Origin of the sequence: Leptolyngbya cf. ectocarpi LEGE 11479 (assembly GCF_015207065.1) — a bacterium.
Lineage (GTDB): Bacteria > Cyanobacteriota > Cyanobacteriia > Phormidesmidales > Phormidesmidaceae > Leptothoe > Leptothoe ectocarpi.
In genome coordinates this window covers 1-20,511 of the sequence record NZ_JADEXP010000077.1, presented here as the reverse complement: position 1 = coordinate 20,511, position 20,511 = coordinate 1, and the positions used below count along the sequence as shown (strand labels likewise).

Below are 20,511 nucleotides of genomic sequence, written 5' to 3'. Positions count from 1 at the left end.
GTCAAGCAACAGTTGCCCGAGCCTGGTTTGACTCTCGTGAATTAATATTGGTAGAACGTTACCGCAACCTGCGAGATTTGCTTGAAACTACCCTGGAAGATCTACAGGTTTATCGCATCGGCACGGTCGAAATAGATGTCTATCTGCTGGGTAAAACAGAGGACGATCAGATTATTGGTGTCAAGACAACCATCGTTGAGACTTAGCGAAATATAGGTGCAGCCGTAAACTCTATAAAGTCGAGCCGGGCATGCTCGCGGGCATTTTCAAAGCCCGTAACGGTGATAATATCACCCGGTTTTAGGGCAACTCTAGAAGCCATGCCCAGGGTCACAGCGTTAGCTGCGCTGGCTGCACCTTTCCCACCCAGTTGGGCATCTAGCTCTACCTGACCAATGGGTAAATTATTCAGTTTAAGGGCAAAGCTAGCCTGGCCATCGTCTTCATCAAAGGTCCCGATCTGCACATCATAGTTAGCTGCTGGGCCATTGAATGTGTAATTAACTGTGCCCACTTCACCGTGGCTTTGGCGAACGAGGCTGAGCATTTGGTGGCCAGATGCGGCACGGTTACGTTCAATGCGATAGCCTGTGATGTTATCAATGTCTTCTGCTTCGATTTTGATCGATGTGGTGTTAGGGATTGCACTACCGTTAGAAAATCCTGGGTCTTGGGTGCTGAGGACAGATGAGACCAGCGGATTTGTCCCATTTAAATACTCTTCGAGGTTGGTATATACATCGCCATCAGCATCTTCGGTGCTGTCGGATAAATTAGACGGATTAAATCCATACAAAGCTTCAAACGCGTCAGGCATTCCATCTCGATCCGTATCTAGGCAGGGTATGCCAGCCGATAGTTGAGGCCAGCCACCAACGTCCATGGGATCATCAATAATCTGTCCGCTGCCCTGTTGCACCTCTTGAATAATTCTAGTGTCTACTGGATCTCTTCTGATAAAGCGGGTGCCATCACAGGCGAGTCCATAACTTGCACCTGCTTGCTCTAGAATTTTGTCATAGGCTACTTGGGCTGATGTGGTCGTTATGGGAGCGGCCGCATGGCGAATGGGAACTACCTCCTCAAGAGATTCTGGATCGATGACCTGGGTGGGTGAAACATTCCCCTCCAGGTAGACTTGAACATCTTGTTTGGTATCGATAAACCAATCTGCCGATCCGGTATCTGCCCCTGGCTTAAAGAAATTACCAATGTAGTTAACAGGAACAACAGCTCTACCTCCATGAACGTAGCTAGGTGATCTATAGCTAGGGCCAAACCCTGGGTTATAGATGACATTATTGACAACGTCTACCAAGCCAGTCGTTTTAATGCGAGGATTACGATTTCTGTTGTGGGCAAAAAGATTATGATGAATAGAAATATTTTCAGCACCGTTTGAACCAATTAATAAGCCGGTACTATGACACTGCCGCTCTCCTGCTTCTATGTGGGTAGAACAGTCTAGTCCCTCTGAAAGGATGCTCCATTGAATTGTAATGTCATGGGCGTCATAGTAAATATTAGCAACCTCGTCCGTAGCCCAGCTAAATGAGCTATGGTCCACAATCACGTTGTAGACATTTTGTTTATCACTGGCAATTGTAATGGCATCAAGTGTGCCGATTTCATTGACGTTGCCACCGGGTCTTGAGCGGATATGGCGAACGATGACGTCGTTTGTTTGAATGATTAAAGGTGTTCTGGCATGATCAGCACTGTTTCTGAGAGTAATGCCGCCACCAGGAGCTGTCTGACCTGCAATAGTAATATAGGGATTCTCGATTCTTAGACTTGACTCTAGTTCAATGGTGCCACCAACCCGAAAGACAACAGTTCTAGGCCCCTCCGCTTCAATGGCAGCCCGTAAGCTTCCTGGTCCACGATCGTTTAAGTTGGTGACTTCAAAAACTCGCCCGCCGCGACCACCCACTGATTTAGCGCCAAATCCTTCTGCACCAGGGAATGCAGGGATAAAGACAGCATCTTCCATAGATGTGTTTACAATAGAATACGGTTGTGCAGTCAATTTAGACAATAGTGCGGTAGGCTCACACGCTTGTAACCTGGCCAACATTGACCAACATATCGTCAACGGGAACATCATTCACAACAATACCCAGAATATTACTAAAGTGTTTTGAGAACATGGAACTTGACGCAGTAGCGTTGTCGATGTCGAGGTGATTGGGTCTAGCAACAACTAGGGTGGCATCTGCTATTTGACCAAGTCTGATGGCATCAACAGATTTCATGATAGGGGGGGTGTCTACAACGATAAAATCATAGCTATCAGAAAATTTTCTAATTAACACAGTTATCGACTCAGAATCCAATAGCTCAGCAGAACTCTCACACGCATTCCCTGATGTTAAAATATCAAGATTTTTAACTACGCTTTTGTGAAGTGTTTTGTAAGGATCTTGTTGATCAACAATAATGTCACTCAGGCCAGGTTTTCTGGGTAGTTGCCAAATTTGATGTAGAGATGGGTATGGAGAAGATACGTGGAGATTGGCATCCACTAACAAAATATGACAGTCTCTACGGGCTAACGCTAAGGCTAGATTTGAGGATACGGTGGATTTTCCTTCTTGATTAACCGAACTTGTAACCGTGATAACTTTAAGCAGTTTTTCATTGCTCCGAGGTTTTAAATTCATTTGCAAAAGCCGATAGGTTTCTGCAAATGAAGACTGATCATCGCTGGTTAGCAGCGGTCCTAATTCCTTAGGATGTTGTGTTTTAGAGTTGACAATATTAGTGGGCGATAGCTCTTTTTTCATTGTGGGAATCAGGGCCAGTATAGGGAGGCCAAAGACCTGCTTAATTTGTGTAATATCTCTAATCCGCTTGTCTGTAGATTCAGCGATATAAACCGCTAATCCTGTGACTAAAGTAGCCAGGGAAATTGAAGCCAGCAGGTAGGCCTGGCCAAAAGAAACAGCCTTTTGTGGAACTATGGCCGGAGAGATAATGCGGACATTGCCTGCATTTTGACTTTCTGCGATTTCGCTTTCCTGTAGTCTGGGTAATAGATGGGCATGGGAAGTCCTGGCATCTTTAAGCTGTTGCTCTAATTCATTTTGCTGTTTGTCTAATAAAGGTAGGCTTTCGATATTTTGCAGATATTGTTTTTGAGTAGCATACAATTTCTGAAGTTCATCGGAGAGTCCAGATCGTTCTGAATCTAACTTGACGAGATCTGACGCTAACTCTTGGTTAAGTTGATCCATTAGGAAAAACTCATCGGAGGAAAGCTCGATACCCGTGGTCTGGAAGATGCGTACTTGAAGTAACTGCTCCAAATTCTGACGCTTATTTCTCAGATTGTTAACTGCGGGATATCCTTCTCGGTAGCGACTGAGCTGGTCGGCTAGCTGCGTTTCGACGCTTTGGATTTCTGTCAGGGTGTTTTGAATGCCGGGAGACTGACTCAATGCTGTCATAACGATGGCTTGTTGCACCGACATGCCCAACTGCTGCTGAATAGAATTGGACTGAGCCTCAATGTAGGCGAGTTGAGCTTCGGTATCACTGATCTGCTGCTGCAATTCTTGCATCAAATCAGCTGTGGACTGAATTTCTAGTGGGATTGATAAAACCTGGTTGCTCTCTTTAAAGTCGCGCAGAGATTCTCTCAGCCGGTCGATCCGATTTTGACTCTCAAGCAGTTTCGACTCTAGAAATTGTCGCGCAATAACGGCTTCGTCTTTTTGGAGGCGAATGTGCTCTTGCAGATAGGTTTCCATCAGGGTGTTAAGTACCAATGCGGCCGTTTCGGCATTGGTGCTTTGGTAAGATAGGCTCAAAATATCAGCCGCCTGAATCGGGCTGATGGTTAGATCCTGCCGTAGAGATTCTGGAGTCAGATCAATCTCAAATTGACGTTTAAGCTGACTGAGCGTACTTTGAATAACTAAATTAGAGCGAATTACTTCACTTTCGGTCTGAAGTGGGTTGCCTCTTTCAAGGACGGGCTCTAGGCTATTAACGTCATCCTTTAAACCCGTTAATGAGTTAGTAGCGCTTTGTCGCTTAAGTAATAAAGTTCCTGTTGATTCGTAGAGGGGCTTTTGCAGGGAGATGACAAAGGCCGAAGTTCCTAGAACCGAAAAAAAGGCCAATAGTGCAATCCAAGAACGGCGCTTGAGAATAATCCAATAATTTTGAAAGTCTAAATAATGCTCCATGTTTTCTATGGATATAGGCGTTAAAAATGGTTTTTAACAGGGCTGCTACTATGGGCGGTAAGACGTCGGTAAATGTGGGTAATTATTGATCAGGTAGCTTGTTGGCTTCTAAAAAAGTTTCTCTGCTACTTAATCACCAAAAATGTCATTGAGGATTCTAAATGGGAATAAGATCCGTCCAGCATAATCTAAAATATTAGAAGATTCTTTTTTAGGAACAATAATTACATCTCCGGCTGCCACTTGATAGTTATCAGACAGGGTGCGGAGATCCATGGTCTGAGTATCAACGTCTCCGTCTACATTCATATGGACATGGGTGACTGAACTTAAGCGGGCATCTACAGTCGGGCCTCCTGCTGTTGCGATCGCAGCTGATAAAGAACTGCCAGGCGGTACTTCAACATCTCCAGGTGCGATCACTTCGCCCACCACCTTTACATTGACAATAGCTGGCGAAAAGCTTGAGCGAGCAATGAGTCTAGGCTCTAGCGGGCCGTTGCCTTCAGGAATGTAAAGGGCATCCCCATCCCGGAGCAGTAAGTCAGGCGGGGGATTGCCAGAGGTAACGGCGGCTAGTAGATCAAGCGCCATCTCTGATGTTTCGCCATCGGGATGATACCGCCTTAAGGTTACCTGTCGGAGGTCGGCCTGTTGGGTAATGCCTCCGGCTGCGGCCAGGGCTTCACTCACCCGGAGTGCATCCTGGCCATCCTCTAACCGGACTGGGCCAGGATGCATGACCGCTCCAGAGACATTGACACTAATCGGTCGGGGAGTCACCAAACTAACATTGACCACCGGATTACGTAACCAGACATTTAACCGAGTTGCTAGCTCTTCAGACAGTTGGCCCGGGGTTTTCCCAGCTGTTATCACTCTGCCAACCAGCGGTAGGGAGAGGCTACCATCAGGCAAAATGCGGTGTACCCCTGAAAACTCACCATAGTCAAAAACAGTAATGGTGATCTCATCCCCTGAGCCTAGCAGATAATCAGGATGCGCTATCCCATCAGAGGATTGGTCTGTAGCGAGCTGCCAGGGAGTAGGCGATTGAGCATATACGGGAAGACTGGTCACCGTCTTTGCCAAAAGGAAGACAGCAATAGAGCCACAGGCTAAATGAAGCGGATAATGTCTCCATTGACTATTGTTAACCCTTAAACGTGAGGACTTAATCATGGGAACTCAGATATAACGATTTGTCATCATCAGCTGACGTTGACTGGCTCAGCAACGTCTCCTTTTGTCGGTACAGCCCGGTGCTTCTGAGATAATAATGTGTCATAAATGTCTTCGATTTGTTGAACCATGCGATTGCCATCAAACAACCTTCGAGTCAGCGTTTTTGCATTAGCACCTAGACGATTTCCGACTTCCGGATGTCTTAGTATATGGAGTAGATGGTGAGTTAATTGAGCCACATCTCCCGCAGGAAAAAGTAATCCGGTTTCATTGTCGTGAACCGTTTCAGGAATGCCATAAATGGCGGGAACGACCACCGGTTTACCCAACAACATTGCCTCTGTCATAGCCCGTCCTAAGCCCTCCCACAGGGAAGACAGGGCAAAGATATCGATACCTTTGAGCAGCTGTGGTACGTCTGATCTAGATCCCAAAAACTTGACGGAAGAACAGATGCCTAACTCATTTACCTGCTGCTCTAACTGAGGTCTCAAATGGCCATCTCCCACCAGCAGTAAAACCACATTTGGATATTGTTTGAGCACGTTTGAGAAGGCTTCAATCAAATAATAGGGTGCCTTTTGTTCATCTAATCGACCCACCATCATAATAACTTTACAGTCTGATGAAATTTCTAAGTTCTGATAGAGTTTAGAACTCTCACCAGAGGCATCTAACTTGGAGAAATCAATGCCACTGTAAACAGTTTGAGCATTATGATGCTCTACTAAGTTTAATTCCAAAGCTTCCTGTCGATTGAGGTCACAGACAGTAATAAAGTAGTCTGTCCAAGATCGGGCCAGCCGTTCTAGGGTGATATACACGTTGCGTTTCCAGGCAGGCATAAAGTCATGAAAAGGAAACCCATGAATTGTATGCACAACGATTGACCCGCCTACAATACGAGCTGCCAATCGTCCTAACATACCTGCTTTAGAACTATGGGTATGAATAATCTCAAAGCGTTCTTGCCTGAGCAGTTTAACGATCTCGAACAGTGCTCTCAAATCATCCAGGGGGCGAATGGGGGTAACCAGATGGGGAAGAGGATGAAATACATCGGCAGCACTCAATGCCCGACTTGTCCAGGTGCCTGATGGGTTAGCTGCTAGGTGAACACAAAACTCATCACGATTATGGTTTTCAACCGTTAGCAAAGTGTTATCCTGTGCGCCACCAACAGGCATATGGGTAATCAAATGTAAAACCTTTACTTTTCTCGAAGCCATCTACACAATGCCTCCTACTAATCTTAATAAGCGCTCGGCAACATGAACCTTGTAGTGCCGCCACAGTTAGAAGGCACCTAGATTGAGAGCGCTATAAAGCATGCAAACTTATGTCGAATGACTCTTTGGTCAAAACGACAAAAGACTTTTGAGTTAAAACTTTAGGCCATTCTATCAACGGAATGACTTAAGTGTAAACACTTATAGAGTATGCTGCAAACTTATGTATTTTTGCCAGTTTGTAATCATTTTTGATGTTGAGAATTTTCTTGGATAAAATGCTGTAGCGCTTTGATAGCAAGGGTTAAAATAGAAATCAATAGTTTGTATTGAACGGTACTTAAAGATAAGCAGGTCTCTTGGAGAAGAGTATACTTTTGTTCATAACAGCTTCTCGTCGCATTAATAATTTGAGCGCATGAAAGACTTTAAGGCCTGGTTTTGGCATGTTTTTCAAGAAGAAGAGAGAAAATTATTTTCTAGAAAATATAGCTAGTAATGTGTGAGTTATTTTTGCTATCAGGTTTTTTGCTTAGTTTAGCCAATAAAACTTATTTGTTGAGATTTTAAGGGCGTTATAGTATGTATTACAATTGAATAACTCTACAATAAATCGCCGTCACTGATCTGCGGCATGGATTTATCTGCAAGATGCCAATATATGGAATTTTTAACAGATCGGTTTATCCTCTAGATCAGTTATCGCATTAATCAGCGTATCAACGTCAGCTGGAAACTCTTAGCTGGGTAGTAAGTGAAGGGGTGAACATGCCTGAGGGCCGCGAGTCTGATCCCCGACTTCTATCTTTGGCCAAGACGTTCCGTTTTAAGTTGGTTTCCATAAATACCTTTTCTTTATTCTTCTTTTAATAATGAATGCTTTGAATAGACAATCAGGGCAGCTGCAGCAGCGTAGTGATTCATCCCATATCGCATTCGATGAATTACCATCGCCTAGCTCGCTCTCCCCAACAAAAGCCCAGACCTCTGTTTTGCCCCTAATTGCCCAGCTGTGCCAACAGCTCAACCAGAGACAGCTTAACTACTGCCATTGGAAAAGTAATGCAGCTCTGGATCGCTCGGCTAATGGTAAGAACGATCTTGATTTGCTAATTGCTCGTTCTGATGTGCAGGAATTTACAGCTATTTTGTATGGCTTAGGCTTTAAAGATGCGCGTTTACCTACAGTCAGAGAACTGCCTGGAATTCTAAACTATTATGGCTACGATCAAGCCACAGAGAAATTTGTTCATGTGCATGCCCACTACCAATTGATTTTAGGGCACGATACTACGAAGAATTATCGCTTGCCCATTGAAGAGGCCTATTTACAGTCTTCTACTATAGTAGGCAATCTATTCAAAGTACCCTCCCTTGAGTTCGAATATATTGTGTTTGTGATGAGGATGATTCTCAAGCATTCTAGTTGGGATTCTATTTTAGGGTTTCAAGGGGCTTTAACGAGTACTGAGCAGCAGGAACTAGACTTTTTAACCACTCAAATTGATGATGCTCAGGTAGCCCTGATTTTGCAGCAGCATCTTCCCTTTATCGATATTCATCAATTTCAAATATGGGCCAGGTCTTTACAGCCTGGTTATTCAAAACTATCTCGGATGCTGGTGCATCAGCAGTTGCTGAGCGTTCTCAAGGCCCATGGCCGCCAGCCCCACTGGCAAGATATCTCGTTAAAAATCTGGCGACGTTTCGTTTGGGGGGTGCGTCGATATGTTTTTCAACAGCGAACTCGTAAACGATTTGCGTCGGGTGGGTTAATGATAGCTATAGTCGGAGGGGACGGCTCGGGTAAGTCAACAGCTGTCAACGAACTTTCTCAGTGGCTAGGAAAAAAAATTGAGACAAATCAGGTCCATCTTGGTAAACCCCCTTGGTCTCTGACTACGTTTGTGCTGAGGGCGCTCTCAAAGGCCGGACGTGCCCTAGGGATGATGCCAAAGCAGCATATTTCGGTGCAGTCGTTAGGCAATAACTCCTTGCATCGTTTCCCAGGATATCTCTGGCTGCTGCGCCATGTCTTTATGGCGAGGGACCGCTATCGGCTCTATCGGGCGGCGCGGCGGTGGGCGACCAATGGAAGGGTCGTTATTTGCGATCGCTACCCGTTACCTCAGATCAAACTGATGGATGGAATTCAGGCGGGTATTATTCCTAATAGCATGAATACCAATAGGCTGGTGCGCTTTCTGATTAACGTAGAAGCCCAGTTTTACAGCCATGTTCTACCGCCCGATATCGTCATTGTGTTGAAGGTCGATCCCGATATTGCTGCTCAACGAAGACCTGAAGACGACCCCGACTGGATTCGCGATCGCTCTCAGGAAATCTGGAACATTGATTGGTCTCAAGATAATTGTCATGTGATTGATGCTGGACAGCCTCAGGAGAAGGTCCTGGCGGATATCAAGGCATTAGTTTGGTCACAGCTTTAGTCATTCTGAGATGTTACCAATTCAAGACAGCCATGATCGTTGAAATTGTCGGAGTTGCAGGTGCTGGTAAAACAACGATTTTATCGCACTTAATTGAACGTCACCCAACCTTTGAGCCCATCTTTGAGTGGCGTCGTCTCTCCCATCTACCAGCTTATGTGCGGTCGGCAGTAAGCCTCTTCCCGGTTTGGTTCACCTCCCGAATAACAGGGCAGCCCCTTCCCTGGAAAGGAATAAACTGGATGATTCGACTCAAAGCCTTAAATCACCTTCTCCAGCATCAGCCCAGTGGCCATGGGTCTGTCATTATCCTTGACCAAGGGCCCGTTTACACCTTTGCAAGATTGCTGGATTATGGACTCACTGAAAATGCGTTCAGCTCTGAGTGGATGATGAGCTGTTTGATAGAGATGCTCAGTCATAGTGCTGAAATTTTAGATGCTGTGATCTTGCTAGATGCGCCAAATGACATCTTGTCATCCCGAATTCGTAACCGTCATAAGCCCCATAGAATGAAACAAAGTTCTGAGCAAGTGGTTCAGTCATTCTTGAATCAGCATCGCTTGGCCTACATACAAACTCTTGAGCGGCTTAAGGCTGGAAAAAATACCAATGTTTTGACTTACAACACTCACCAACAATCGATAGGAGAGGTTGTGACAGATATTGCAAGCCAATGTTCAGTCTGCTTGGCTGTCAATAGTTAGCCTGCAAGCATTGATGGGGGATATTTAATTTGAAAGTCTATCCATAAAAAACTCAATAGGATCAAAGCTACCGCTCTTCAACCAGTCATCGTACTTTCACAATTGAGTCAAAGAACCCAGTGGTCCTCAAAATTAAACGAGTATTTTCAAAGTTGTCATCTGGAGAGAACCTGACTGAAAGGGCTACTCTCAATTCCTTAGCGTCAACATTAGATACTGTGGCGAGAGCCCTGGTTTTGTTTGTCGTACATCCCTTTTTGGTAGCAGGTTTGGGAGATTATCTGTATGGGATCTGGCAAGTCTTATGGCGGTTTTTTGGATATATGTGGGCGGCTACAGGTCGAGCTGGTCAAGCTTTAAAGTGTTCAATTGCGAACCATCAAAATTCAACTGAGTATGAGGAAAAGCGTCGCTTGGTTGGGAGTACATTAGTCATTTGGTTACTCTTCTTACCGCTTTTGCTCACCCTCGGTGGATTGCTACTGTGGTTGCTGCCCGCTCAGCTAGAGGTGCCACCAGAGCTTTTGGGTCTCGTTCGTCTGACCATTGCCCTATTGGTGGCAAACGCAGTTTTGATGAGTTTAGCTGATATTCCAAGGGCCATCCTCTATGGGGAAAACTTGGGATATAAGCGTCTGGGGTGGTCTGCAGCAGTGTTAGTCTCAGGGGGTGGGCTGATCTGTTTGGCTGTGCACCTTGAAATGGGGATCCTGGGTGTAGCCGGGACCAAAGTGTTGACCACCATCTTGACAGGTGCCGTCTTCTTACAGCTTATTCGACGAAACATCTCCTGGGTAGGCATACTAAAGCCGTCATTAGACAACGTGCGAAACTTCTTTGGTTTAAGTGGTTGGTTTATGATCTGGAAGTTTGTCACACAATTTATGATGACAGGTGACATTATCGTATTAGGGATATGCGATTCCCCAGAAGCTGTAACCACCGACTCGCTCACTAAATATATTCCTGACACCCTCACGCAATTAGTAGCTATTGTCGTTTTTAGCATAACCCCTGGATTAGGTGGGATAATTGGCTCTCGACAATTAGAAAAAGCGGCCAAGGTACGCAATGAAATAATGGCGTTCACCTGGCTGTTAACAACAACTTTAGGGGCAACAATTCTAATCTGGAATAAATCGTTCGTTCAGCTCTGGGTTGGCCCAAAATATGATGCAGGATCAATACCTACTTTAATGATTGTTGTAATGCTGACCCAGCTTGCGTTTATTCTGAATGATGCAAACATCATTGACATTACCCTTAGAGTCAAAAGTAAAGTTCTTCTCGGTGCCCTAGCAGCTACTCTTTCTATGATTTCTGCTGGCCTTTTACTGAGTTATTTTCAGGCAGGAATTATTGGTTTATGCATAGGTTTCATCATCAGTCGCTTGATTCTGAGCATAGGCTATCCCTGGATAGTCGGTCGCTTCCTCGGAGTTTCATTTTCTTCTCAGATTAAAAGTGTATTGAGACCTGCCGTTATCAGCGTGTTAATTCTGACGATAGGGTGGCAACTTCGGGATGTTCTCGCTGCAAGCAACTGGTTGGGCCTCATTCTATTCGGTGGGATAACAGGCGTGAGTGTATTGTTAGTTGCGTTTTATGCTGGATTATCAGTCAATCAACAAAGACACTTATGGAAACGAGCGAAAAGGATCGCAAATTTGCTTCGAGGTAACTAATAACTAGTTGCAATTAATAGCTAGTTGCATATGAGGCAGTGTGACATGTTCCAAATGCCAACTCAATCAAAGATGATACCTCCCGATTGTGAGCCGCAATCCACTGGTATCAATGGTGTAGATGTATTGTTTTTTCTTAGCACTTTACTTTCTCCGTTAAGTGTCAGAATTTTTGCCAGCTTTACAGTTTATGACTTAATCGTTGTTGCTATGGCTGGAATAATTGTATTGGGTCCCAGACGGTTAAAGTTGCTGCCCTCCAATTTTTTAGTAGCCGTCTATGTATTCTTTCTTAGTGCCCTTGTAAGTACATTTCGTGCCCCCTATCCGATAGAGTCATTAACACAACTTTTACAGTTTATTTTGATCTTCATGGTTCAGCTGCCTGTGATTTTGACAGTGATCAAGTCGGCAGGGACCAAATCGACAGCGATCAAAGTTAAAAATATGCTTCATGTCAGCATATTCTTATTCTTAATGAGCGAATTGACCGTTTTAGGATGGGCAAGAATCATGCAACTAGAAGCGGGTGCTGGTCGCATCTTGACATTCGTTAGCGATAATCCCAACCGACTTGGCTACCCAACAGCCTACCTGTTGCCATTTGCGCTTTACTGCTTAATTGAGCTTTGGCATAAAAAGCATTTGCGAATATGGATTTTGCCCCTGCTACCCGTATTTTATCTACTACTTTGGGCCCTTGCTGCTTCTGCTTCTCGCAGCGCAACTGTAGCGACGATAATATCTCTCATAGTTTTTCTGACTTTCCGTCAAGGATTTACGCTCAAACCAAAAGTTATCCTCCGATTTGTCTCGGCGTTAGTAGTCATTGGCCTGTTAGGTTATTTGCTCACTGCAACTAATATTTTTCCAACCACGCTGCTAGAGAGAGCTGAGCGAACAGCGTCCATGGAGGCAAGTCTAGTTGATGACAGAAAGTATTTAGCAATAGCTGGCTGGCGTGCATTTCTTGATTCACCTTTTGTGGGTGTTGGGCTCGATAACATGCGCTACCTGACCACCAAGTATGAGCCCAACGCAAGCCTGCAGTTGCCCCACAATATGTGGATCCAGTTTCTATCTACTATTGGAATTTTTGGTACAGTTGCCTTTCTTTGTATTATCTTGTTCTGGTTTGGCTTACTCCTTAAGGCTCATCACAAAAATACTGATCCTTCCCAGCGTAATCTCTTAGCAGCTTTTGTTGCTGCCATGGCTGCTGTCATGACAATTTTCATGTTTGGCCCTATCATGAATAACCGCCATTATTGGTTGATCTATGGGTTGGGTTTAGCATTGGCGCTTGAGGACCTTAAGCCAAACTTAAAATGACATAAGAGGGATAGAACCAACCATTTTTTTGAGGAACCGGTAATCAATATGTATAAAAGAGGAAAATCCAATCTTGAAAAGCCGTGCAAACTTCCGACTATTTTGCGCATTGCCAACTCAATCGGAGAAACTAGTGCCCCATACAATCAATTTTCTCTGGCCTTGATTGGCAAGTATGACCTCACAATATGCACTTACTTTAAATCGAATCTCCTTGTTCCTAAAGAGATTAAATTATTTGAAGGTAACGGTTCCCTGACAGGCTTTTTTCGTGTTTTGGTGGCTGCACTTAGAGAAAAAGAATACGATATTATTCATGTCCACTCCCTTGAGGCTGGAATCCTTTTCTTACTGGCCACACTATTCAAAGACAGAAAATTGTTATCTTCTACAGTTTTTACTGTTCATAACGCTTATTCAAATTTTAAATTAAAAAAAAAGTTAATGTTAATTCCGATTTTTGTTTTTTTTCGAACATTGGTCTGTTGTAGTCAGTCTAGTTTTGAAAGTTTTCCAGGTTTCTTTAAATGGTTGGCAGGCGATCGGCTTTGTGCTGTTCAGAATGGTGTAGATATAGACCGTATTGATCGCATAATTGGAACTAGACATCAGAAGATTCGCAATGATAATTTTACTATTCTTGCGGTGGGTCGCTTAATACAGATTAAAAATGTCTTGACACTTTTAAATGCTTTTCATAAAAGTGATAAACATCTGGAAAGTATCCTGATGTTTATTGGCGAAGGAGTTTTGCGTGATTCTCTCCTTGAGAAAAGAAAATCATTGGATCTTGGTAAACAGGTTGAGTTAGTCGGATTGATCCCTAGAGAGAAGGTCTATCAGAAGTTATCAGAAGCAGATTTATTCATTTCTACTTCTTGGGGAGAAGGATTACCTATTGCTGTTTTAGAAGCGATGGCTTGCGGCTGTCCAGTTGTCCTCTCTGATATCTCCCCTCACAGAGAAATTGCTGAAGGTATAGACTTTATTCCCTTGATTCGACCTGATGATGTTGAGGGTTTTACTCAGGAAATTAATCGTTTTAGAAAGATGTCGACCTCGGTGCGAAAAGAAATAGGTGAGGAATGTAGAAAGCTTGTTGAGGAGAAATTTAGCCTAACTGCAATGTATCGAGGCTACAAAGTAAGGTATAACAAATTACTAGGAGATATTAACTCGGGTCAAGGATTGCATGGAGAAACCAACACCTCTGACTTTTCCCGTTAACAGTTGCTTTTAGTGGTTTAGCAACCTCGTGGACCTATCAATAGGACATTATTGTAATTGAAAGAGGATTGATAATGAATACGTTAAATCACTCGTTGAGTATTTTGCACATTATTGTTCGGACGGGTGCAACTTGCGGCCAATATAATGAGCTTTGCTTACCCATGTCGAATACGCACGAAATTAATATTTGTACCTATTTTGCACCAGAGGAACAAAATAATCCGGCCATAACCTGGTATACAGGCAATGATTCGTTATGGGGATTCTTGCAGGCCTTTAAAGCCGCAATTCATGCAAAACCTTACGATATTATTCAGGCTCATGCTCCAATTACGGCCTTTTTATCAATTATTGCAACATTCCTGTTGGGGGTTACTCAAAAAGTACGCCCTCACTTTGTGTACGTCATTCAGAACTCATATCATAACTACAAATTTAGAAACAAACTGTTGATGATTCCCATTTTTGCCTTTGCCAGGGAGTTAGTCTTTTGTAGTAATGCTTGTTTTGATAGTTACCCGGCTTACTTAAAGTGGTTAAGTCGTGATAAGAAGCATGTTGTCCAAAATTGCGTGGATACGGATCGGGTTAACTACTCAATTGCATCCCTTGCCCCTTTAGAAAACACGCATGATTTCACCGTGGTCTCAGTCGGTCGTTTAATCAAAATCAAAAATATTTTTACATTACTCAATGCTTTTCAGCAGGGAGCTTTGGAGTCCGCAAAGCTAGTCTTTGTAGGTGAGGGCAATCTCCGATCTAAGTTGACTGAAGCAATCGAAACATTGGACCTGCAGGAGCGAGTAAAAATGACAGGGTTAGTGGGCAGAGATGATGTGTTCCGCCACTGTGCTCAAGCTGATGTCTTTGTTTCCACATCCCGAGGCGAGGGGTTACCGGTGGCGGTGATTGAGGGGATGGCTTCAGGGTGTCCCGTCATCTTATCGGATATTCCTCCCCATCGAGAGGTTGCTGCTGGCGTTGATTTTGTTCCGTTGATTGATCCTGATGATCTAGCAGGATTTTCCCAGGAGATTAAACGTTTTTGTACCATGTCTGCGAGCGAGCGCAGGACTATCGGTGAAAAATGCAGAGCCTTGGTAACAGATAAACTTAGTTTGCCGGCTATGCTCCAAGGGTATGAAACAGTTTATGCTGAGGTAATTGGCTCACTCCCATGCCGATCACCTGCACCAAGGACCCAGCAGATGTACGAGACAGACGTATGAGCAGGAGATGTGCCGTTTTCTTGGTGCCATTTATACTCTTTTCAGCTACTCTTTTCAGCGCGTGTCTATGTTAAAGCAAACGTTTGTTTATCCTCTAGTAGCCCTAACTGCTGCGATCGCTTCTATACCCCTCTCAGCCAGTGATGTGCGAGCGGCTGTCATGACATTTACCGATCAAGCAGCATGGGAGATGGCCCTTTCGGGTAACTTATTTGAGACAGAATCTTTTGACGGTGATTTATCCAGTTTTAGCGCAAATTCTAGCGGCAATGGGGTCGGCAGATTTCTCACCGTCGATCTAGCCGGCGGCATCGGAGATCCAGGGCCTACTGGTTTTACGGGCACCGGTTTCTTTGAGGGAGAAGTCGATTCGTCATCAGTTAGTACCGGCGATGGTCTCGCCCTAAGTTTTAATACGGCTAATCCCATATCGGGGTTTGGCATTCTGGGGCTACAAAACGATAGCGAACAAAATCCTAGTGGTTTGGATCTTCAAGATATCGGGATTGAGGTTAATGGTGAACGCTTTATCGTCAGTGATATTCTAGGCTTGACTAACAGCCGTGATGGTAACGAAGTTCCCACGACTGAAAATATGGCTCCCATCCCATTCATTGGCTTTACATCTGATGTTGCTATCACGAGCTTCAGCTTTCTGCATGGAGACTTTGTTGCACCGGGCGGGGTGAATGGAACAGCTCAAGAATTTTATATCGATGGTTTAGTCGTTGCCTCCGCCTCTGCCTCCACATCAGTGCCAGAATCCACCTCGGTTTTAGGCTTATTGGCCATGGGGATTTTTGGAATTGGGGTGTGGTCCCAAAAAGAGTCACACACTGTGTAAACGTTTGGAGTGGTTCACGCTGATTGGTGGCAGCTCTATCATTCACCAGATCTTTCTTAACAAGCGTTTCCAAAATAAATGCTTGCCTTCTTCGAAAAGCATTCTCAGGATTTCCCAGCCAAGTATCCCCACGGTGTCGCCTACCTCACTTTCTTCTGATGAGTAGAAAAGGGTCAAACAGGCCCCCGCTTTGAGTTCTTTAAAGTGATAGACACCCTTAGCATCTGGCAGAATTTCCTCCTGAGGAGATAGCCAGATACTTTTTTTATTAATAGATACTTGTAAATCGGTCAGATCTATCCGGGTTGGATTGGATAAAATCACGGCATGATTTTGGCGCGTGACAATCAAATTCTTGATCGCCAAACATCGATCGAGGATGGTCGAGGTGTTAGCCTTCCAGCAATCCTGCCTTTTGGCAATGAGATCTAGAGCATCCCGTATATTTTTCTTAAAGTGTCTGATGCCGTTGGCATCAACTTCAGAGAACTCCCCCTCATAGCCATATAAAATAAATGCCCCATCTTCTTGGGCTAATTGGTTTAATTTTTGGGGGATCAAATTGTTAAGTAAATAATGCCCTCCTCCAGAAACACTAAACCAATATTTTACATCGGGCTTATCGTATAGGTGGTAAGGCATATTGGGGTTGTGTTTGAGTACATTAAAATCGAGTACTCTAAACATCCGGATATAGTCGATGTAACGGCGACATATATCTGACCAGTAGTAAGGTGAACCAGGCTTTTCACCACTAAACTCTTTTTTTCCGTACAGGAGTTTGGCTAAGCTTTTCAGCAAGGGATGACGGAAATGGTTTTCGCCCCAGTAAGGATGATCCTGATTATGGGAATGGCAGATGTGCATTCTGGGATAATCACCAAACGTTTGATGAAAAGACTCAAAGGCCTCAAGAATTTCTTCTCGGGTATTATCTCCAGCAGAAGCATCATGTAAGCAGAATTCAATTCCCTGCTGCTTGATATCTTGACAGTACTGTTTATACTCTAAGTCTTCCAATGTTGGTGAGTGATCGGGCTCGATCACCTTTAGGGAGCCGGAGGTGCGCCGGGGCTGATGAACCCAAACCGTTTTGGTAGGATAGAGATGATGCTCTAGACAATATTGATAAAAAAATTGAGTTGCTTGCAATGACGTATTGTCGGTGTCACTGGTAAAGCTAAATGCCCATCGGTAGGGATAGGGCCATCTTAGAACCTTTAGTTTCATCGTAATTATTCAAACCATACGGTCTTTATTCTTTGTTCTCGTAAATGCGGGCTAGGCGGCTTGTTAAAAGATTTTTTCAATCGTTTGACTAACAATCATAAATATTCAGCCTACAGTTACTCTTAAATTATATGATTGTATGTATATGGTAAAAGATGGCTCAGTCGGTTTTCTCAGTTTAACGTAAATCTCCTAATCAATATCAATTTGATAACCTGTTATGGTTCATTCTGCCCTAAGCGTTGAATTTACAGGCGTTACAGGTGTAGGGAAAACAACACTGGTCGGTCAGCTTAAGACGATGTTGCGATCGCAAGGGCTAACGGCGTTGGATGCCTACGACGTGTTTTTGTCTTTTTACCGATTATCGTTTGTGCGCTCTCGTCCACTGAGGCTTCTGTTAATTCACGGCTTAAGTCTGTTGCCTTTTGTGCGATATACCTGCTCAACCCAGGCGGGACGCAGGCTGCTGCCGTTGGCATGGCAGGCAACCCGTCGCTATGCTCAAAACTGGAAGATTGCACTGTACATGCTGCGAACGTTCTATGTTTTGATCGGGGTCTGGGGATTAACCGAACAGAGGGGCCACCCATCGTCAGCTAGGAGAGAGCCCTGCGATTTCATCTTTTATGATGAAGGGACTCTGCATATTTTGCATACCCTGTTTGCCCATACAAATACCTCGCCTGATCCAGCGGCCATTGAAAAATTTGCAACATGGGTACCTCTCCCTGACGTATCCATATGGCTAACGTCTGATCTGGATCAATCTATCCAATGTACGTTGAATAGAGGGCATAAACGGGTTCAGCCTAATACCCTGGAAACAGCCACGATGTTTGTAAATCATAGTCATCAGGCATTTGAGTTGTTTTTTGATTCAGAGCATCTGCAAACAACCTGGTTTAAGGTAGATTGTTCGCCTTCAGGCGCTACGCCACTATTGGTGAAGTCCGGTTCAGATCAGCCATCGGCAGCCCTAGCCGTCAGTAAACTTTTGAAAAATCTAGTAGTTAAAGATGTTAACTTGCATTCAAAAATTAGTTGAAACTTTGAATGACCAGGGGATTCGCTATTGTCATTGGAAAAGTAACTTTTATTTGCAAGCGGCTCTTGCGGGTGAAGGAGATCTCGATCTCCTGGTAGAGCGCCAGCAGGCCCAGATGTTTGAAAGCCTGGTGGCGGACTTAGGCTTTAAACGCGTTATTGAGCCTGTGCAGGCATCCTGCCCTTCCATTTGGCACTTTTATGGTTTAGATCAAACAACAGGACAACTGGTACATTTACATGTCTACTATCGTCTGATTACCGGTGAGTCACTACTAAAAAACTATAGCTTTCCCCTAGAAGGTCTGTTGCTGTCGGAAACAGAATCAGTTGACGGGATGCCAATTCCCTCAGCTGCATCAGAACTTGTTGTCTGTGTGCTGCGTATGATGCTCAAGCATGGCAATCTAGCAGAGGCTCTGTTATTGTGGCGCAGCAACGAAAATTTCCAGGCAGAACTGACTCAGTTATTTCAAAACTGTTCAGAAGCAGACTACACACGTATTCTAACTGAATATTTTCCGACTGTAGAGCCACAGCTGTTTAATCAGTGTTTGGTCTGCCTATGTCAGGAGCGCTCTTGGTGGCATCGTTGGCGACTGGCCGACCGGCTCAAGCGTCAGTTACATCCGTTTAACCGGTTAGGTGTTGCTCAAACAGGACGCCTGCGTTTTCAGATATTTGCCCAAAAGCTACTGGGACGCCTATGGAAGCTGGGTAAATCTAAATATTTGGCGTCTGGTGGGGCTGTAATTGCGTTTGTTGGGCCTGAGGCAACGGGTAAGTCAACATTGGTGCAGAGCACTACCCAGTGGCTAGGACAGGCGTTTCAAGTTAGGACAGTACACCTGGGTAAACCTCCGGCGACTGGGTTAAATTATTTACCCAATTTGGCGTTGCCCTGGTTACGTCGGGTGGCTAGCGGGCATCGCAAGAGTGTGGTGGATTCTAAGTTGCGGCAGGCAAAGCTAGCTAAGGGCAAAGCTGGAGATGACGCTGGGCCTACGGTTCCCAAATCCTGGCTCTATGCCCTACGCGCTGTACTGGTTGCCCAAGATCGCTATCGATTAGCCTGTAAGATCCGGCGTCAGGCTGTCAATGGTCGGTTGGTGATTTGCGATCGCTACCCTTCTACAATCATCGGTGCTATGGATAGCCCTCGCCTCGATTTGATTGAAGGGACAAGCTGGAAGATTCGCGTATTCAATCGGCTAACCAGGCTTGAGCATCGCATCTACGGTCAGATTCCACCACCTGATCTCGTCGTTCAACTCACGGTACCCCTAAAGATCGCGCTACAGCGCAATCGCGATCGACAGAAATTTGAAAATGAAGCTTATGTATCGCAAAGACATCAACAAGCGATCGTACCGCTCTATCCCCATACTCTGGCGATATCGCTTGATACGGGGCAGTCCCAGTTCGATACAATTCAAGCGGCCCATCGCATTGTTTGGGGAGCCCTTTAAACTCTCCAGCGTCACTGCCTGTGAGCGTCTGAGGACTGCTGGACTGCCGGATAATTTTGAATGAATTTATACTTCTTGAGTAATTGCTTAATCACCGAAACACTTACCTTAAAATTCAACCTCTCAAGTTCACGAGCGATCTCGACTTGAGATAAATAAGTCCATTTTTTACCTTGTGTAAGAGAATTCTCTACAGTATGGTTTTGAACAACTTCTAAAAAGGCAGCATCGAGATCAGGTCTGGTTTCAACCAACCTTTTGCGGCCACCTCCCTTTTGACGAATACCTGCTTGATTCAACTGTTCCAAGTTCAGTTGCTCTATTTCTTTAGCCCCCCGCAGAATAGTATTGCGACTGCAACCAAATAACCTGGCAATATAGCTAGGACCACCACGACCTATTTTTTTAGCTTCGATCGCTGCATAACGCCGTTTATCCTTTTCTGATAAGGAGTCATAAAATTTTTTCATCTTTGCCTCTATCTCTACAGAGTTTTCTGATGAGGAGTTATAGTTTTCTTTCATTTTTTATATCGCAAAAATTTCAAAAAATTGAATCATGACAAAACGCATACGATCCTTCCTCCAGGAACTGTGTGCATTTTGTGTGCAACTGACCTTGAAATATAGGTCTTTTAGCTTTCTATAGCTCTAACAACCTCTTTATGAAAATGTTCACTAT

16 protein-coding genes are annotated in these 20,511 nt (G+C 44.4%); 10 read left to right on the top strand and 6 right to left on the bottom strand.

Annotated elements, in window-relative coordinates:
- Positions 1–206, top strand: a 206-nt coding sequence (locus IQ260_RS10735) for a nuclease A inhibitor family protein (protein ID WP_228015837.1), incomplete at its 5' end; no start/stop codon positions are given.
- Here IQ260_RS10735 and IQ260_RS10730 read toward each other — a convergent pair.
- The 4 genes from IQ260_RS10730 to IQ260_RS10715 all read right to left on the bottom strand — a co-directional run bounded on the left by IQ260_RS10730 (position 203) and on the right by IQ260_RS10715 (position 6,607).
- A complete protein-coding gene (locus IQ260_RS10730) occupies positions 203–1,993 on the bottom strand; it encodes a pectate lyase family protein (RefSeq protein ID WP_193993102.1) in 1,791 nt (596 codons plus the stop codon). The genes IQ260_RS10735 and IQ260_RS10730 overlap by 4 nt on opposite strands.
- Before the next feature lie 58 nt (positions 1,994–2,051).
- Positions 2,052–4,193, bottom strand: a complete 2,142-nt coding sequence (locus IQ260_RS10725; RefSeq protein WP_193993101.1) for a GumC family protein — start codon at positions 4,191–4,193, stop codon at positions 2,052–2,054.
- A gap of 129 nt (positions 4,194–4,322) precedes the next feature.
- The gene (locus tag IQ260_RS10720; protein WP_193993100.1) at positions 4,323–5,375 is read right to left on the bottom strand and encodes a polysaccharide biosynthesis/export family protein; all 1,053 of its coding nucleotides are present in this window, start codon (positions 5,373–5,375) and stop codon (positions 4,323–4,325) included.
- Positions 5,376–5,404: 29 nt separating this feature from the next.
- Positions 5,405–6,607, bottom strand: coding sequence for a glycosyltransferase family 4 protein (locus IQ260_RS10715; RefSeq protein ID WP_193993099.1), 1,203 nt, complete (start codon positions 6,605–6,607; stop codon positions 5,405–5,407).
- A gap of 872 nt (positions 6,608–7,479) precedes the next feature.
- Between IQ260_RS10715 and IQ260_RS10710 the strand changes: the two genes are divergently transcribed.
- The 7 genes from IQ260_RS10710 (at position 7,480) to IQ260_RS10680 (ending at position 16,084) form a co-directional block, all read left to right on the top strand.
- Positions 7,480–9,057 carry a nucleoside/nucleotide kinase family protein gene (locus tag IQ260_RS10710; RefSeq protein ID WP_193993098.1) on the top strand — a complete coding sequence of 526 codons (1,578 nt, stop codon included), beginning with the start codon at positions 7,480–7,482 and terminating at the stop codon, positions 9,055–9,057.
- A 32-nt stretch (positions 9,058–9,089) separates the two neighbouring features.
- Positions 9,090–9,764, top strand: coding sequence for an AAA family ATPase (locus IQ260_RS10705; protein WP_193993097.1), 675 nt, complete (start codon positions 9,090–9,092; stop codon positions 9,762–9,764).
- 218 nt (positions 9,765–9,982) lie between these two features.
- A complete protein-coding gene (locus IQ260_RS10700; RefSeq protein WP_193993096.1) occupies positions 9,983–11,449 on the top strand; it encodes an MATE family efflux transporter in 1,467 nt (488 codons plus the stop codon).
- A 45-nt stretch (positions 11,450–11,494) separates the two neighbouring features.
- Positions 11,495–12,781 (top strand): O-antigen ligase family protein, encoded by a 1,287-nt coding sequence (locus IQ260_RS10695; protein WP_193993095.1) that lies wholly within the window; start codon positions 11,495–11,497, stop codon positions 12,779–12,781.
- Between the two features lie 48 nt (positions 12,782–12,829).
- Positions 12,830–14,008 (top strand): glycosyltransferase family 4 protein, encoded by a 1,179-nt coding sequence (locus tag IQ260_RS10690; RefSeq protein WP_193993094.1) that lies wholly within the window; start codon positions 12,830–12,832, stop codon positions 14,006–14,008.
- A gap of 74 nt (positions 14,009–14,082) precedes the next feature.
- On the top strand, positions 14,083–15,240 hold the full coding sequence (locus IQ260_RS10685) for a glycosyltransferase family 4 protein (RefSeq protein WP_193993093.1): 1,158 nt from the start codon (positions 14,083–14,085) through the stop codon (positions 15,238–15,240).
- Positions 15,241–15,307: 67 nt separating this feature from the next.
- On the top strand, positions 15,308–16,084 hold the full coding sequence (locus IQ260_RS10680; RefSeq protein WP_193993092.1) for a hypothetical protein: 777 nt from the start codon (positions 15,308–15,310) through the stop codon (positions 16,082–16,084).
- A 42-nt stretch (positions 16,085–16,126) separates the two neighbouring features.
- Here the strand turns inward: IQ260_RS10680 and IQ260_RS10675 are convergent, their stop codons facing one another.
- Positions 16,127–17,236 carry a hypothetical protein gene (locus IQ260_RS10675; RefSeq protein ID WP_193993091.1) on the bottom strand — a complete coding sequence of 370 codons (1,110 nt, stop codon included), beginning with the start codon at positions 17,234–17,236 and terminating at the stop codon, positions 16,127–16,129.
- A gap of 298 nt (positions 17,237–17,534) precedes the next feature.
- Here IQ260_RS10675 and IQ260_RS10670 point away from each other — a divergent pair, with 298 nt between their 5' ends.
- Both IQ260_RS10670 and IQ260_RS10665 read left to right on the top strand, forming a co-directional pair.
- Positions 17,535–18,362 carry a hypothetical protein gene (locus tag IQ260_RS10670; RefSeq protein WP_193993090.1) on the top strand — a complete coding sequence of 276 codons (828 nt, stop codon included), beginning with the start codon at positions 17,535–17,537 and terminating at the stop codon, positions 18,360–18,362.
- The gene (locus IQ260_RS10665; RefSeq protein ID WP_193993089.1) at positions 18,334–19,830 is read left to right on the top strand and encodes a nucleoside/nucleotide kinase family protein; all 1,497 of its coding nucleotides are present in this window, start codon (positions 18,334–18,336) and stop codon (positions 19,828–19,830) included. Before IQ260_RS10670 ends, IQ260_RS10665 begins: the two co-directional genes overlap by 29 nt.
- Positions 19,831–19,841: 11 nt before the next feature.
- On the opposite strand, the gene IQ260_RS10660 is transcribed toward IQ260_RS10665, so the two are convergent.
- Positions 19,842–20,354: an ISAzo13-like element transposase-related protein gene (locus IQ260_RS10660; protein WP_193993088.1), complete on the bottom strand. Its 513-nt coding sequence runs from the start codon at positions 20,352–20,354 to the stop codon at positions 19,842–19,844.
- Between the last annotated feature and the right edge of the window lie 157 nt (positions 20,355–20,511).